This is a genomic window from Solwaraspora sp. WMMA2080 (assembly GCF_027497395.1).
Taxonomy (GTDB): Bacteria; Actinomycetota; Actinomycetes; order Mycobacteriales; family Micromonosporaceae; genus Micromonospora_E.
This window is the reverse complement of record NZ_CP114910.1, coordinates 5,528,533-5,542,988: the sequence shown is the minus strand read 5'-3', so window position 1 is coordinate 5,542,988 and position 14,456 is coordinate 5,528,533. Positions and strand designations below refer to the sequence as shown.

Sequence of the window (14,456 nt, the reverse complement as noted above, 5' to 3'; positions counted from 1 at the left end):
ACAGACGTGCAAGCCGTCGTCAACGCTCGGCGCGGTTCTGCTCGCGGAGCTGGTGCAGCAGGGCGGTCCAGCGCTTCGGCACCCCCAGGTCGAGGAACTCGGCCTTCAACGCGGCGATCTTCCGCTCCCGGTCGGCCAGCATCGCCTGCACGGCCGCGGTCAGCTGCGAGACGAACGCGCTCTCGCCCAGCCGGGTGACCGTGCCCTCGGCGAGCTGCACGGTCCAGGAGAGGGCGCCGGTGGTGCGTACCGTGATCGAACCGTCCGGTGAGCCGCCGGACGCGACCACCTCGTTGAGCGCCCGCGCGTACGCGGCCTGCCCTGGTGTCTGCTCGGGTCGGGCCGGCGGGTCGACGACGACCCGGAACGACGCCGACCGTCGCTCGTGGAGATCGTCCTGGGACCGCTGGAACGCGACCCACATCGCCTGCCCGAGCCGGCTCAGCTGGTGGGCGAGGGTGTCGTCGGTGTAGCGACCGTACGCCGCGTAGCTGAAGCTGATCCGCAAGTCCGTACCGTCGGTGGTGTCCGCCCAGATCGCACCGTCCGGGGACGACGCGGAGATCGGCGGGCGGCGGTCAAGGTCGGGCTCGCTCATCTCTCCCCCGCTCCGCAGGTCACCTGGCCACCGTCGAAATCCGCCCCGGACAGCGACGGCAACGAGACGACAGTCGATTGCCACACTGTGTTAGGACTAGGCGGTGAAACGAACTGCGCGTGGGCTCGCTGCGGCACTCGTCGCAACGGCGACAGTCGGAATCCCGCTGCCGGCACGGGCAGCCGACGCGGTGTCTCCGGTCGAGCCGCTGGCGGCCGAGGCGGCTCCGGCCGACGGATCGACGGCGACGCTGTACGCCGGAACCGGTGAGGCCGGGTACTCCGGCGACGATGGTCCTGCCACGGCGGCGGCGCTGAACCAGCCCGGTGGGGTCGCCGTCACGCCGGACGGGGTCGTGTACGTCGCCGACACCGGCAACGGGGTCGTCCGGGCGATATCCACCGACGGCGTGATCCGCACCGTCCCCGTGGGCGAGTTCACTCTCAGCTATCCGAGCAGTCTGGCGGTCGACAGCGCAGGGGATGTCTACATCGGTGACAGCGGCAACGCCCGGATCCTCGCCCTGGCGCCCGACGGTGACGTAACCGTGGTGGCGGGCGACAACGGGGCCGGGTTCGCCGGTGACGGCGGGCCGGCCGTCGAGGCGCAACTGCGCGACGTCAGCGGCCTGACCGTCGACGCCGACGGCGGGTTGGTCTTCGGCGACCTGCGCAACTACCGGGTCCGGCGGATCGACGCCGATGGCGTCATCGACACGCTGATCGGCAGCGGCGACGTCGGGCTGGTGGCGGGCGGCGACGCGGCGACGTTCACTTTCCCGTACGCGCCGATCTCGACGGCGGACGGCCCCGCCGGCGGCCGCTGGGTGGCGAGCACCCTGCTGTACGGCCTGTCCGACGACGTGATGCGCGCGGTGGTCCGCGACGGCGACAGCCGGTGGACGTACTCCGAATCGCAGTCGGCAGAGATCCCCGCCGGCGCCTGGCAGGGCACCCTCTACCTGGCCGCCACCGCGAACGCCCGGTACCTGTCGACCGACGACGGCCTCTACCGCCTCCACCCGGACGGCCGGGTGGAGACCCTGCTGGCGGATCCGTCGTTCGCCGGCCCGCTGGCCATGGTGGACGACCAGCTCGGCTACCTGGTCGACCCACGCCAGCACAAGGTGTACCGGTTGGAGCTTCCGGCGATCTCCGCCGCCGGTCCGGGCAACGGCGGCGACGCGGATCCCGACGGCGCGGTACGGCCATGGTGGGTGCTGGCCGCCGTGGCCGCCGTCGCGGTGACGCTGCTGGTGGCGGTCGTCGCGGTACGCCGCCGTAGAGCATGAACGCACCACCGCTCGGCAGCCCGCCCGAGCGGTTCCACCGACCATCGACCGGGGGTGATGGTGATGCCGGAGGATGTCACCGGCGGGGACCTGTACGCGCTGTGGCGGGTGTCTGAGGCGCTGCTGCCGCGCGTGGCGGACGTCTACTACGACGCGAACCGGCTGGTCGCGGCGGCGGACGGCGCATCCGGGCTGACCTTCGCCCTGACCATGTGGAACACGCTGCGCTACGAACTGCAGGACATGTACGCCGAGATCGGCGGTGTGGTGCTGGACGGCGCGACCGCCGTGCGGGACGCCCGCCTCGCGTACGAGGCGACCGACGCGCAGGCCGCGAGCGAGCTTCAGGCGCTTCTCGCCGACCCGTGGCGCAACTCCACCGACCCGGCGATCGCACCGCCCGCACCCGGGTCCGAGGACGACCCCGGTACGCCGATCCCCGCCCCACGCCGGTCCGACGCTTCCTGAAGGGGGCGACAATGGGCAACGCCGACACCCCGGCCGAGTACGCGAATCCGAAATTCGTTTCGGATCTGACCGATAAGGCCGAAAAGCTGCGGCAGGAGTTTGTCCGGCAGACCCTGCAGGACATGCGCTCCTACCTGGATGCGCTGCTGGAGGAGTACAACAAGGCCAACCCGGACCGGCGGGCGTACACCATCACCTCCGGGGCGTTCTCCGTCGTCATCAACAAAGGCCCCGGGCTGCCGAACGAGGAGGTGGTCCTCGCCGAGGCGGAGATCAGGCAGTGGGAGTATGCGATCGAAAACGAACACTACGCCTGGGTTGTCCCCACCTTCAATAGCTACCTGATGCCGGACCCGGACGAGGCCAACCTGGCCATCGACAATCTCGGCACGATCGCCACCATGTTCGGCGGGTCGGTCGCCGAAGCCGGCGAACTCGGCAACCGTGACATGGGGCTCACCGGCCTGCAGACCGTCCGCGACCAGATGGAGAACCACTGGGAGGGTTCGTTCCAGCAGACCTTCATCGGCAACTTCGTGGCCCCGCTGGAGAACGGGCTGGCCTGCCAGGCTGCTGCCGCCCGCATCGCCAAGGAGCTGCTGGAAGCCAACAAGATCAGCAAGATCGCTCAACGGAAGGCCGTCCTCGACCTGCTCGACAAGGCGCTCACCGCGCTCGGTGACCTCGGCGCGGGCGGCAAGTCGGCCAAGGGCCACGTCTGGAGCACGCTGGTCGGCATCGCCGCCGGCACCCTGATCGCCGCCACCGGTGGCATGGCGGCCTGGGTCGGCGCGGTGATCATCTCGGCCAGCACCCTGGCGCAGGGGCTGGAGGTCGGCGGGGACGCCGAGCCCATCGAGATCGGCGGCATCACCGCGCAGGATGTCGCGGTCGCGGTGCAGGGCGCGCTGACCAAGCAGAACGAGAAGTTCGTCGACGACGAGACCAAGGTGGCGGACGCTCTGACCCGACTGCACCAGGACGTGGCCGCCGCCCGCCAAGTGGTCGGGCAGCTGGGCGTCAACCGGCCCGACCTGCACGGCGCATCATCCGCCGACATCCGGCGCGGCCTCACCCCGTCGGACTGACCTGGCTCCGTCAGCCTGACCTGACTCCGTCGGGCTGAACGACGAAGCCGGATGTCGGTGGGGCGTGGCACCCTGACCGGGTGAACGTCGAGGAAGCCGTCCGGCTGCGCCGCGCCCGGGACCTGCTGGACCGGGAGTACGCCCGCCCGCTGGACGTGCCGGCGATGGCGCGGGCCGCGTACATGTCGCCGTCGCATTTCACCCGGCTGTTCCGTGCCGCCTACGGCGAGAGCCCGTACGGCTACCTGTCGACCCGGCGGGTCGAGCGGGCCAAGGCGCTGCTGCGCCGTGGCGACCTGAGCGTCACCGACGTCTGCATGGCGGTCGGGTTCACCTCGCTCGGCTCGTTCAGCTCCCGCTTCACCGAGCTGGTCGGCGAGTCGCCCAGCGCGTACCGGGCCAGGTCACACGCCGCTAGCGCGGCCATCCCGGCCTGCTACGTCAAGGCCGTCACCCGCCCGACCCGCCCGGCCGCGCTGCGCCTTACTGTTCATTGACGGCTGAAACGAGGCTTGGAGCTAACCGAACAGCTCACGGATCACGCCCATGGCTCGTGGCGAGATCGCCTCGTCCGGATAGAAGTCACGGCACAACCGCACGGCATCGTCCACCGTCGCGACCTCGGCCAGTGCAGCGAGGGTACGAAGGTCGTCCACGTCGCGTGCCCGTGCCGCGAGAGCCTTCATCGCGAAGATGTGCTCGGGCGAAGCCGCCATGACGCGAATGCCGGGATGGTCGAAGACCCGCCGTCGCCCCGGGTCCTCTTTGCCAGACACGTACACACTGGCCTGCTCGTTGAGCCACCACGGGGGCAGTCCTAGTTCGTCGGCCACCGCACGCGCCTCGTCGAGAACGACGCCGTGCGGCACGAACATCGCATCGACGTCCCTGGTCACCCGTCTTGCGTCATAGGCCAGCGCCATCGCGGCACCACCGACGACGAAGATGTCAGCAACGACCCCTCGACGGACGAGCCGATCACCCAGGCTACTGAACGCTCGCTCAAGTTCCGCGCGCCCCATCAGGACGCCGTCTGAGCCGGTCACGCCGCTGCCAGGTCGTGGACGGACAGGTACACCCCATGCTTGCGAAGGGCGGCTGGCGCCCACGCCAACGCATCTGCCCGGTGGACTGCCAGTTCGGCAGGAAACCATGGTCGGCGCAGCACCCGCGCCTCAGCCCATTGCGGCGGGGCGACGTCCGCCTGAGCGAGCAGATGCTCTGCGAGTGCCGCGAGTAGCGCGTCCCACCGCTCGTCCCCGGTCTGCTCCGGTTCGTCCAGCAGCAGCGTCACCCTGGTGTCCGCCGGCTCCCAGCGGAACTCCTCCAGGAACTCCCACACCAACTTCCACCGGGTCTGGTCGACGTCTGTGGATGCCAGATGGCTGGCCAGCACTGCCAGACTCATCGGTTCGTAGCCGGTACCCACAACGCGAACCTCACTTTCCGAACCTCGGCATCACTTCGGCACCATCAGCTTCAGGCTACCGGGCGACGGCCTGTCCAGGACCGGCCGGAGTATCAAGTCGGTTTGGAGAAGCCCAGGTCAGCCGGCCGGCGTAGCGTCGCTGGCATGACAATCAAGCTTTCCCACACGTTCCTGCTCGTCCGCGATCAGGACGAGGCACTGAAGTTCTACCGCGACGTGCTCGGCCTGGAGGTCCGCACCGACGTGCCGTTCGAGGGCGTCCGCTGGCTGACTGTTGGCCCGCCCGGACAGCCGGACGTCGAGATCGTGCTCGAAGTCGCCGCGATGGGTCGCGCCGCCGACCAGGAGACCCTGGAACTACTGCTCGCCAAGGGCTCGCTCAGTGGGCTGATCTTCCTGGTCGACGACGTGGACGCGACGTTCGATCGGGTCCGGGCCGCCGGGGCGGAGGTCATGCAGGAGCCCATCGACCAGCCGTACGGGGTACGCGACTGCGGCGTCCGCGACCCGTCCGGCAACAACATCCGCTTCTCGCAGCGACTGTCCGCGTAGTCGCACCGCCGCTGCGCCACCGCGCGTCGAGTGGAGGGCTGGGGTACGTAATTCGGCGGAAATTACGTACCCCAGCCCTCCACTCGACGAGTTCACGGGCGGCGACGGGCCGGCCGGGTCACCGCGCCGGGGCGGCGCAGCGCGTCCGCCCGTACGACGATGAAGCGGAAGCGTTGGTCCTCACCGCCGACGACCTCGACCCCGACCAGGTGGACCCATTCGATCCCCGGATGCTGTGCGCCGTCGTCGACCCGGGTGACCCGCAGCACGAGCCGACCGAGGCCGTAGCAGTAGTCGCCGGTATTCAGCGAAACCGTGTCGCCGACTTTGACCAGCGGGTCATTTCTCATCGTTGATCATTTCCACCGGCTTGCCGTCGCGCAGCAGCTCGGCGAACCACTCGTACGCTCCGAAGTCTTCCACGCGTAGAAATTGCAGCGCGGTGTCCATCGGGCGGCATCCGTCGGTCAGGCAGACCGGGCAGCCGGCCCACTCTGCTGAAGGCCAGTGGTCGGTGACGACGCTTGTCGCGTACCGGATGGCGACGTCACGGGTCTGCTCCTCGCTCAACTCGGGGATGGCCGGCGGTTGGGAACCTGGCACCAGGACGCTCATTTTCTGCCCTCCGCTGATCCTCGGAAACTTCTCCTACGAACACTCTGGACTCCGCCGGCACTCTCCCGTAAGGATGGAGCGGCATACCCGTGAAATCACTCACGTACGGAGGGGTAAGCGGTGGACATGATCATGTGGATACGCGCGCTCAAAGCAGCGCGGGTCGCCGCCGGAGTAAGCCAGGACGGGCTCGCCGAAAAGATCAACTGGAGTGCGTCGACGATTGCCGCGATCGAGACGGGCCGACGCAAGCCGACCTTCAAGTTTGCCGAAGAAGCCGACGTAGCTCTGGACACCGGCGGCCTGCTGACCGAACTGCTGGACCGCGCCGAACGCCAACGCACTCCCGCCTGGTTCATCGCCTGGCGCAAGATCGAGTCCGAAGCCACCCGCCTCCGAAACTTCGAGTTGGGCGTCGTCCCTGGCCTTTTACAAACCGAGGAGTACGCCCGAGCGATCATCACCGCTGGCAACCTGCACACACCGGCCAAGGCCGAGGAACTGGTCCGGCTCCGGATGGAACGGCAGGAGCTGCTGACCCGCGAGGAGCCGCCTGAGTGCACCTTCGTGCTCGACGAGTCGATCCTGAGCAGGCCAATAGGCGACCATGCCATCCTCGACCGGCAGCTCCAGCACCTCCAGGAGGTTGCTGAGATGCCGAACGTACGGATCCACATCCTGCCGACCGAGGTCGGCGCGCACGTCGGTCTCGGCGGCGGCTTCGTCCTCGCCGATCTTCACGACATCGACCCAGCCGTATACTTGGAGAACGTCGCCAAAGGCCAGGTCGCCGACGACGAGGAGACGATCCAGTTCTTGAACCGCAAGTGGGACAGGCTGCTCGGCGACGCCGCCTCCACCAGCGCGTCGCTGCGCATCATCGCAAAATATAGGCTGACACCATGACGACTTCTGACGGCCTGCAGTGGCGCAAATCTAGCCGTTCCGGCGACACCGGCGGTAACTGTGTGGAGGTCGCCGCCGCGTGGCGCAAGTCCAGCCGGTCGACCGACACCGGCGGCAACTGTGTCGAGGTGGCCGGCAACCTGCCCGGCCGGGTCCTGGTCCGCGACTCGAAGGACCGGGACGGCGGCACCCTCACCTTCTCCCCCACCGCCTGGACCACCTTCCTCACCCACACCCCCGCCCGCTGACTGACCCCTGCCGCTACGCCCGCAGCCGGTCGCCCTCGCCAGCCCACCGCTGGCGAGGCGACCGGCGCTCGCGGCTTGATCCCTTCTGACTCGATTGGCCCAGGAACCGGATTTCGCTGTCCATGAGTGCGCGTCGTCCGGCACCAACGGCAGCCGCCCCGCACCCCAATGGAGACCGACTTCTCGAGTCGGTGAAGGGCCAGGTCGTAGACGGAGAGCTCCACACCATGCTGGCAGTCGCAATGGAGACCGGCCCCGGTGCGCCAGTGACGGTGTGATCTCGCGGCCATGCGCAGTGGGTGCCGGGTTGCAATGGAGACCGGCCCGCGTGGGCCGGTGACGGAACAGATGGCGCTGCTGCTGACGCATCTCGCCGCGCTGTCGCAATGGAGGCCAGCCCGCGTCGGCCGGTGCCGGCGGCCAGCCGCCGGCTACATGCTCGCCCTGCTGCCCCAGTCGCAATGGAGACCGGCCCGTGTGGGCCGGTGACGGCACGAAATCCAGCGGAAGCACATTCCGGCTGCTTTGGTGTCGCAATGGAGACCGGCCCGCGAGGGCCGGTGACGGTACGCCAGGTAGCGCAGGTTGTTCAGCCCGAATCCGTCGCAATGGAGACCGGCCCGCGTGGGCCGGTGACGGCCGGGGCCGACAACACGTTTCAGATGTCCAACATGGGATCGCAATGGAGACCGGCCCGCGAGGGCCGGTGACGGGGCGGTGGAGCTGCGCCGGCTTGACGGCGCAGGCCGGGCGTCGCAATGGAGACCGGCCCGCGAGGGCCGGTGACGGTGTACCGCGAACCGGACGCACCCGGCTGGTCGATTCGTGTCGCAATGGAGACCGGCCCGCGAGGGCCGGTGACGGATGACCCGATCGGCATTCCGCACCGTGCCGGGCGGGGTCGCAATGGAGACCGGCCCGCGAGGGCCGGTGACGGCCGCGTCGGCGTACGTGGCGGATGAGGTGCGGGACCGGTCGCAATGGAGACCGGCTCGCGAGGGCCGGTGACGGTCCGCCACACCGATCGACGACCGGGACGCCGGGACGTCGCAATGGAGACCGGCCCGTGTGGGCCGGTGACAGAATCGCACCCGGGACCGTTTGTCCGGATCATTCCACAAGTCGCAATGGAGACCGGCCCGTGTGGGCCGGTGACAGAATCGCACCCGGGACCGTTTGTCCGGATCATTCCACAAGTCGCAATGGAGACCGGCCCGTGTGGGCCGGTGACAGACGCTGCCCATGCCCTGCAACCCGGGGTCGGTCGCCCCGTCGCAATGGAGACCGGCCCGCGAGGGCCGGTGACGGGCAGGTCCGGACACCAGCGGGCCAGCACGTCCACGATCTTGTCGCAATGGAGACCGGCCCGCGAGGGCCGGTGACGGGGGCTGGCCGTGGATGACCTGTGCGAGCTGACCGAACTCTCGTCGCAATGGAGACCGGCCCGCGAGGGCCGGTGACGGGTTGGGCGTGCCGCCGCACGCGTTGATGCAGACGGAGTCGCAATGGAGACCGGCCCGCGAGGGCCGGTGACGGGTCCCGCAGGCGGAGCATGATCGGCCGGCCGTCCATGTCGCAATGGAGACCGGCCCGCGAGGGCCGGTGACGGGCTAGACAAGGTCCGTAAGTGTTCCATCGGTCAAGGAGAGTCGCAATGGAGACCGGCCCGCGAGGGCCGGTGACGGGACCCGGCGCGCCCTGCTGCACATCGGCCCCGTCCTCGTCGCAATGGAGACCGGCCCGCGAGGGCCGGTGACGGGTGCTCGCCGTTGGCCTTCCGCACCCCGCCACGCTTCGGTCGCAATGGAGACCGGCCCGCGAGGGCCGGTGACGGGGCCGCCGACTGCACCACTCCCCGGACGGGGTGATCTGGCCGTCGCAATGGAGACCGGCCCGCGAGGGCCGGTGACGGGCAGTCACCCACCGTCGGCCGGAGACGGCCGTCCCCGTCGCAATGGAGACCGGCCCGCGAGGGCCGGTGACGGGACAGCCCGACGCTGCCGACCCGCACGGAAACAGCATCGTCGCAATGGAGACCGGCCCGCGAGGGCCGGTGACGGTCGGTCGACGATCCGGTGAGGAGGGTGTCGAGGCCGTCGTCGCAATGGAGACCGGCCCGCGAGGGCCGGTGACGGGGATGAGGCGTACGCCGAGCAAGGCCCGGACACGGCGGAGTCGCAATGGAGACCGGCCCGCGAGGGCCGGTGACGGGCGCGCATTCAGCGGGCGTTGCAGGGTATCGCCCCGCAGTCGCAATGGAGACCGGCCCGCGAGGGCCGGTGACGGGCAGGCGGCCGGGGGGTAAGGGATGGCCCAGAAGCAGTCGCAATGGAGACCGGCCCGCGAGGGCCGGTGACGGGTACATCACCTACCCGGACCCGACGGTCACCCCCGAGTCGCAATGGAGACCGGCCCGCGAGGGCCGGTGACGGGCGCTCCGCGCTGGGCGCCATTCACCTCTCCGGAAGGTCGCAATGGAGTCCGGCCCGCGAGGGCCGGTGACGGCGAAACCAACTATGGGCCGCTGTCGTGGCGGTACGGCGGTCGCAATGGAGACCGGCCCGCGAGGGCCGGTGACGGGGCGTCGCCGGTGGTGCGGTTGCCTTCCTTGTCGAGAATGTCGCAATGGAGACCGGCCCGCGAGGGCCGGTGACGGAACCCCGACGGCATGGGGGTTGCGGGCCCGTACACGGGTCGCAATGGAGACCGGCCCGCGAGGGCCGGTGACGGTCCGCCGACGTAGACATCACCGCTCTCACTGTCTCGTCGCAATGGAGACCGGCCCGCGAGGGCCGGTGACGGAGACCGTGTCTGCGCAAGAGAGTATCAACACCGCCCGTGTCGCAATGGAGACCGGCCCGCGAGGGCCGGTGACGGGGCCGGCCTGCTCCCAGTGGGCCGTCCGGCCGTGCTGGTCGCAATGGAGACCGGCCCGCGAGGGCCGGTGACGGAGCTCGCGAACTGGCTATATAGCCAGTTCGCGATGGAGTTCAATCGAGTTGCCGGTCTGGTTGGTCCGGTTTGGCTGCATATCCGGGTTCGGAACCTCCCGCGTGAGGCGTGTCCACCGGGGGTTCCGAGGTCGGTGGACGTATCGGGCGCATCTGTTCATTTGTCAATCAAACGACTCCGTGACCGTCCACGCGGTGGAAGTGAGGTCAGCGTACTCGGCGGCACCGACGTAATCGCTGGCGTCGCTGTGGTGGCTGGTGACCCGTACGCCCTGTTGTCACGGTTTCGTGGGTGTCGGGCCGTTGATGGTGACCGGGATCGGGGCGAGCACGCCGGCTGATTTGCGGCCCTCGACGGGTCGGCGGGCGGCGGCGGCCACGGTGAAGACGCCGAGCGGCGCCCACCTGGCCGGGTTGACGGTGACGCCGTCGCCCAGTCGCAGGTCGCGGTGCTCCAGCAGAGCGGTGACGGCGTACCGGTCGAGAGGTTGCCGCCACAGTGGCCACAGCATGACCGGCTGGCGTCGGCCGGGCACCTGATGCCAGCCCGTTGCTGCGACGGTGCTGCCGTCGCCGGTCAGCCGCAGCATCGACAGCGCCATGATGGCCAGCCAGGTGGCACCGGGCACGCCGGCTTCGACGGACTTGCCGGACGGGTGGTCGGCCGCGCCGCGTACCACACGGTGGTCGAGGTATTCGCCGGTGTAGCCGTCGACGCGCCGCCAGCCGGTGAACGCCTGTCGGATCAGTGTCGTCGGGTCTTTGCGTACCTCTTCGAGGGGTTTAGCGAAGAGCGAGCGCAGGCTCTGCTGACCGGCGGGCGCGGTGTACGGGGTGAGTGCGGCGCGGCCTTTCGCGTCGGCGGCCAGGTCGGTGACGAGGGCGGCCAGCCACCGTGCGGCGGCCGGTTCGCCGCCGGTGAGCGTGCCGGCCGCAGTCCGGAACTCGTCGCGGGCGACCCGCATCGGGTCGGCCGCGACGCCGACCTTCGACGCGGGGAAGGTTGCCGGCACGCCAGGGATCACCCCGTCGGGCGGGATGGTGTCGAGGATGCCGACGATCGTGGACACCAGGTCATCCAGTGCGGTCAGCCTGCGGCTGTGCAGTCGGGCGACGGCGGTCCGGTCGTCGAACGACAGCGCGGTGACGGGATCGTGGTGGTCGGCCAGGAGCCGCAGGGTGCCCAGCGCGGCGAGGAACCCGAGCGGGTCCCGCCCGTCCAGAGCCGGCAGCTCGATCGGGTCGGTCACAGGGCTGTCCCTTCCTGGTCGCCAGCGGGCGTTTCCTCGTCGCGGGCGGACGCCCAGATGTCGGCCAGTCGCACGACGGTTTCCAGCAGTGCCAGACCCCACCGGCCGTACGTGTCGTTGAGGTGGGCGAACCGGGCCGGGGCGGACCAGTCGACGGTGTCGGCGGAGTCGAACAGCGGCAGCAGACCCGGCACGGCGACCTTGATCGGCCGGTCGTCGACGACCGGCGGCAGCAGTGGACGGTTACGGCCGTGGTGGCTGGCGACCAGGTGCACGACCAGCTCCGGGTCGTGGTCGCCGGTGTGCCCGGCCAGTCGGGCGGCGGCGACCCGCGCCGACAGAGCTTCATGTCGCATCCCTGGTGGGTAGCCGGCGGCGTGTTGGGCGCGTCGCGCTTCGGCGAGGTTCGCCGGGTCGAGGCCGGATTTGGCCAGTGGCTGTGGGGCGAGCTCGGCGAGCTCCGGTCGGCCGGCGTGCAGCATCGCCTGGAAGCGGATGTCGCGTTTGCCGTCGTCGTGCCAGCGGGCGGCGGATTCGACGCTGGCGGTCAGTGGCGCGGGCAGGCCGAGGTTGCGGGCCATTTCGGCGGCGCGGGCGGCGACCGCCCGTTGATGGTCGTCGAGGTGGATGCGCCGACCGGGGTACGCGCTGGCGGAGCTGCCCGCTTCCGAGTCGTCCTCGGCCTGCCGGTAGCCGGGACTCTGGCCGCCGGCTGGTTGCCGGGCCGCTGGTTGTCGGGCGGTGGTGAGCAGCACCGGGAACGGCGGCTGCCAGCTCCGGCCGGTCTCGGCGTCGAGGACCGTGGCGGTACGGGTGACGTGCAGGTCGGTGTCGAGCAGGGGTTGCAGGGTGCGGTCGTGCAGCGGATGGTCGGTGGTCAGCGCGGTGGCGAGCGCCCGAAGGAGTTCGCGGTAGCCGGCCGGGTCGGTCGGGTCCTGGTCTGCGGTCGGTGCGGCGAGCAGCGCGTCGAGGGCCGCTTCGATGTCAGGGGTCAGCGGCTGCTGCGGGTCGGGCCGGTAGCTGACGACGAGTGGGCGCAGGTGGGCGCCGAGGCGCAGCAGTGGTCGGCCTCGGCGGCGGGCCAGGTCTGCGACGTCGACGACCGGTTCCCGGCTGGCCGGGTGCCAGCCGAACTGGTCGCAGCCGCCGTACTCGACGGGTAGGACGATGGTGTCGCCGGGCCGGATCTGGGCCGCGCGGATCACCTCGCCGCCGCCCCGGCGCGGGTAGCGCAGCACCAGCCGGTCGGCCGTACCGCCGGTTGTCGGGGTCGGCTCGTCCGGCGCGGCCGCGAGGTCGACGTCGGCGGTCAGGTCGGCCGGGTCCGTGCCGGTCAGCAGCCGGCGTATCGCGTGGATCGGCACCTCGATGGCTTCGTCGGCGACCGGCGGCACGATGTCGATCGTGGCCGGCCAGTGTTCGGTCTCATCGGCGGGCAGCCCGGCTCGCCAGATGACGGTGACGGCGGGCGGCTCGGTGCCGATGCCGTGCAGATAGGGGGCGACCGGCGGGTCCGGGTGCGGGGTGGGTGAGCTGCGGGTCCAGGCGTCCAAAGTGCCCTGGTTGAGCAGTGGCACGTACCGTTCGCCGGCGGTGACGGCTGCGGCCGGGGCCTGGGCGCGCAGGTCGCGCAGCGCGGCCGGCGACACGTCGCGGAACTCGCCGTGGTGGGGGGTGGCCGGCGCAGCTGGTGTGATCCGGCCGGCGAGCCACTGCCAGGTGGCGAGACGGGCGGACCCGTAGACCGGGTCGTCGGCGTCGACGGTGCTGTCGTGCACCAGGTACGCGGGGGCCGGTGCGTTGTGCTGGCCGAGCCGGTTGAGTCGGCCGAGTCGCTGGATCAGCGCCGGCAGCGGGGCTGATTCGCTGATCAGCGCGTCGGCGTCGATGTTGGCGCCGACCTCGATCGTCTGGGTCGCCACGACGATGAACGGGCGGTCGTCGGAGCGGTCGCGGCCAACCTTGATCCGCTGGTAGTGGCGTTTCAGCAGCAGGTCCCGGTCGATCGGGCGGATCCGCCCGGTCAGCAGGACGGCGTCGGTGCCGGCCGGCAGCCGGTCGAACACGGCGCGGGCGCGGGCGACCGTGTTGGCGACGACGGCCACCACGCCCCGGTCGGCCAGCCGTACGGCGAGGTCGGCCATCACCTGCGGCACCTCGGTGGCGGCCTTGCGCCGGTTGGTGTCGACCTGGACGAGGCGTAACCGTTTGCCGGCCCGCAACCGTTGCCCCGCATCCGGGTGGTCGAGGTCGGCGGCGCTGATCGTGTGCACCGTCGGCGTACCGATGTCGGGGGCCGGCGGTGGCGTACCGATGTCGGGGGCCGCCGGTCGGTCGTCGTCGGCCAGGTTGGTCGCCGACATGGTGACCAGCACCGGCCGGCGGGCGATCGGCCACCGGTCCAGGTCGAACGCCGCGCGGGCGGTGGTGTGGAACGCGGTGGCCAGGTGGGCTTCGTCGACGACGATCAGGCTGTCGGTGCCGACGAGCGCCGCGTCGATGCTGCGCGCGTACTCGCTGACCCCGTACCCCCGGAACAGCAGCCGGCTGCCGACCTGGTCGATGGTGCCGGTGATGATCGCCCGCCGGTCCGGGCGTTCCAACCAGACGCGGTCCCAGGTGACGCCGCCGCGCATCCGGGCGACGGTCAGCACCTCACCGGGGTCACCCACGGCGCGCAGCCGGTCGGCGACCGCGCGGCACACCGGCCCGGCGGCATCCGCCCCCAGCGCCTGCTGGATGGCGGTGGCGTGTTCGTGGGCTTCGTCGACCACGAGGCGTCGGTCGACGACGAAGAACGTCCGCCGGGGCGCGAGGTCGGGGCGCAGCGCGGCGACGAACACGGCGACGTCGAGCACGGTCGTCTTGCCGAGCCCGGTCGGTACGTCGATGACGTCGGGCCAGCGCCCGTCGGCGAGGATCCGGTCGAGCAGCGCCTGCTGCCAGGGGAACGGCCGGCGTCCGCCGTGTGCCTCGGCGACGAAGTCGGCGAAGTGTGCGGCGGTCAGCTCCTCGGTGGTGGCCTGTCGGCCGGTGCCGGGCATTGTTCGCTCCGCTTGC

The 14,456-nt window shown here is 70.6% G+C and carries 13 protein-coding genes, 1 pseudogene and 1 CRISPR repeat array; of the genes and pseudogenes, 7 read left to right on the top strand and 7 right to left on the bottom strand.

Annotated features, from left to right (window positions below; all coding sequences use genetic code 11):
* Positions 1 to 19: 19 nt before the first annotated feature.
* Positions 20 to 598, bottom strand: coding sequence for a hypothetical protein (locus tag O7543_RS25360; protein WP_281551573.1), 579 nt, complete (start codon positions 596 to 598; stop codon positions 20 to 22).
* Between the two features lie 103 nt (positions 599 to 701).
* On the opposite strand from O7543_RS25360, the gene O7543_RS25355 reads away from it, so the two are divergent.
* The 4 genes from O7543_RS25355 to O7543_RS25340 all read left to right on the top strand — a co-directional run bounded on the left by O7543_RS25355 (position 702) and on the right by O7543_RS25340 (position 3,942).
* Positions 702 to 1,889, top strand: coding sequence for a hypothetical protein (locus tag O7543_RS25355; RefSeq protein ID WP_281551574.1), 1,188 nt, complete (start codon positions 702 to 704; stop codon positions 1,887 to 1,889).
* Positions 1,890 to 1,952: 63 nt separating this feature from the next.
* Positions 1,953 to 2,357 carry a hypothetical protein gene (locus tag O7543_RS25350; RefSeq protein ID WP_281551575.1) on the top strand — a complete coding sequence of 135 codons (405 nt, stop codon included), beginning with the start codon at positions 1,953 to 1,955 and terminating at the stop codon, positions 2,355 to 2,357.
* Between the two features lie 11 nt (positions 2,358 to 2,368).
* On the top strand, positions 2,369 to 3,445 hold the full coding sequence (locus O7543_RS25345; RefSeq protein WP_281551576.1) for a hypothetical protein: 1,077 nt from the start codon (positions 2,369 to 2,371) through the stop codon (positions 3,443 to 3,445).
* 80 nt (positions 3,446 to 3,525) lie between these two features.
* Positions 3,526 to 3,942 (top strand): helix-turn-helix transcriptional regulator, encoded by a 417-nt coding sequence (locus tag O7543_RS25340; RefSeq protein ID WP_281551577.1) that lies wholly within the window; start codon positions 3,526 to 3,528, stop codon positions 3,940 to 3,942.
* Positions 3,943 to 3,963: 21 nt separating this feature from the next.
* On the opposite strand, the gene O7543_RS25335 is transcribed toward O7543_RS25340, so the two are convergent.
* Together O7543_RS25335 and O7543_RS25330 are read right to left on the bottom strand one after the other, a co-directional pair.
* Positions 3,964 to 4,491 carry a DUF6036 family nucleotidyltransferase gene (locus tag O7543_RS25335; RefSeq protein WP_281551578.1) on the bottom strand — a complete coding sequence of 176 codons (528 nt, stop codon included), beginning with the start codon at positions 4,489 to 4,491 and terminating at the stop codon, positions 3,964 to 3,966.
* Entirely contained in the window at positions 4,488 to 4,853 is a 366-nt protein-coding gene (locus O7543_RS25330; RefSeq protein WP_148083555.1) for a hypothetical protein, read from the bottom strand. The genes O7543_RS25335 and O7543_RS25330 overlap by 4 nt, the downstream gene beginning before the upstream one ends.
* A gap of 165 nt (positions 4,854 to 5,018) precedes the next feature.
* Here O7543_RS25330 and O7543_RS25325 point away from each other — a divergent pair, with 165 nt between their 5' ends.
* Complete coding sequence (locus O7543_RS25325; protein WP_281551579.1) at positions 5,019 to 5,426, top strand: VOC family protein; 408 nt, start codon at positions 5,019 to 5,021, stop codon at positions 5,424 to 5,426.
* Positions 5,427 to 5,518: 92 nt separating this feature from the next.
* On the opposite strand, the gene O7543_RS25320 is transcribed toward O7543_RS25325, so the two are convergent.
* Both O7543_RS25320 and O7543_RS25315 read right to left on the bottom strand, forming a co-directional pair.
* A complete protein-coding gene (locus O7543_RS25320; protein ID WP_281551580.1) occupies positions 5,519 to 5,776 on the bottom strand; it encodes a hypothetical protein in 258 nt (85 codons plus the stop codon).
* A complete protein-coding gene (locus O7543_RS25315) occupies positions 5,766 to 6,041 on the bottom strand; it encodes a hypothetical protein (RefSeq protein WP_281551581.1) in 276 nt (91 codons plus the stop codon). The genes O7543_RS25320 and O7543_RS25315 overlap by 11 nt, the downstream gene beginning before the upstream one ends.
* Positions 6,042 to 6,167: 126 nt before the next feature.
* Here O7543_RS25315 and O7543_RS25310 point away from each other — a divergent pair, with 126 nt between their 5' ends.
* Positions 6,168 to 6,947, top strand: coding sequence for a helix-turn-helix transcriptional regulator (locus O7543_RS25310; RefSeq protein WP_281555701.1), 780 nt, complete (start codon positions 6,168 to 6,170; stop codon positions 6,945 to 6,947).
* A 19-nt stretch (positions 6,948 to 6,966) separates the two neighbouring features.
* A pseudogene (locus O7543_RS25305) lies at positions 6,967 to 7,195 on the top strand (DUF397 domain-containing protein).
* Positions 7,196 to 7,431: 236 nt separating this feature from the next.
* Positions 7,432 to 10,146: direct repeats of the CRISPR family, unit length 37 nt; unit sequence GTCGCAATGGAGACCGGCCCGCGAGGGCCGGTGACGG.
* A 278-nt stretch (positions 10,147 to 10,424) separates the two neighbouring features.
* Here O7543_RS25305 and O7543_RS25300 read toward each other — a convergent pair.
* Together O7543_RS25300 and cas3u are read right to left on the bottom strand one after the other, a co-directional pair.
* Positions 10,425 to 11,396, bottom strand: coding sequence for a hypothetical protein (locus tag O7543_RS25300; RefSeq protein WP_281551583.1), 972 nt, complete (start codon positions 11,394 to 11,396; stop codon positions 10,425 to 10,427).
* Positions 11,393 to 14,440: a type I-U CRISPR-associated helicase/endonuclease Cas3 gene (gene cas3u, locus O7543_RS25295; protein WP_281551584.1), complete on the bottom strand. Its 3,048-nt coding sequence runs from the start codon at positions 14,438 to 14,440 to the stop codon at positions 11,393 to 11,395. Before cas3u ends, O7543_RS25300 begins: the two co-directional genes overlap by 4 nt.
* Between the last annotated feature and the right edge of the window lie 16 nt (positions 14,441 to 14,456).

Bases quoted from the DNA above. Each gene is read 5' to 3' on its own strand.
- O7543_RS25350 (WP_281551575.1), top strand. From the start codon at position 1,953: ATGCCGGAGGATGTCACCGGCGGGGACCTGTACGCGCTGTGGCGGGTG.
- O7543_RS25320 (WP_281551580.1), bottom strand. From the start codon at position 5,776: ATGAGAAATGACCCGCTGGTCAAAGTCGGCGACACGGTTTCGCTGAAT.
- cas3u (WP_281551584.1), bottom strand. From the start codon at position 14,440: ATGCCCGGCACCGGCCGACAGGCCACCACCGAGGAGCTGACCGCCGCA.
- O7543_RS25360 (WP_281551573.1), bottom strand. From the start codon at position 598: ATGAGCGAGCCCGACCTTGACCGCCGCCCGCCGATCTCCGCGTCGTCC.
- O7543_RS25310 (WP_281555701.1), top strand. From the start codon at position 6,168: ATGATCATGTGGATACGCGCGCTCAAAGCAGCGCGGGTCGCCGCCGGA.
- O7543_RS25315 (WP_281551581.1), bottom strand. From the start codon at position 6,041: ATGAGCGTCCTGGTGCCAGGTTCCCAACCGCCGGCCATCCCCGAGTTG.
- O7543_RS25330 (WP_148083555.1), bottom strand. From the start codon at position 4,853: ATGAGTCTGGCAGTGCTGGCCAGCCATCTGGCATCCACAGACGTCGAC.
- O7543_RS25325 (WP_281551579.1), top strand. From the start codon at position 5,019: ATGACAATCAAGCTTTCCCACACGTTCCTGCTCGTCCGCGATCAGGAC.
- O7543_RS25345 (WP_281551576.1), top strand. From the start codon at position 2,369: ATGGGCAACGCCGACACCCCGGCCGAGTACGCGAATCCGAAATTCGTT.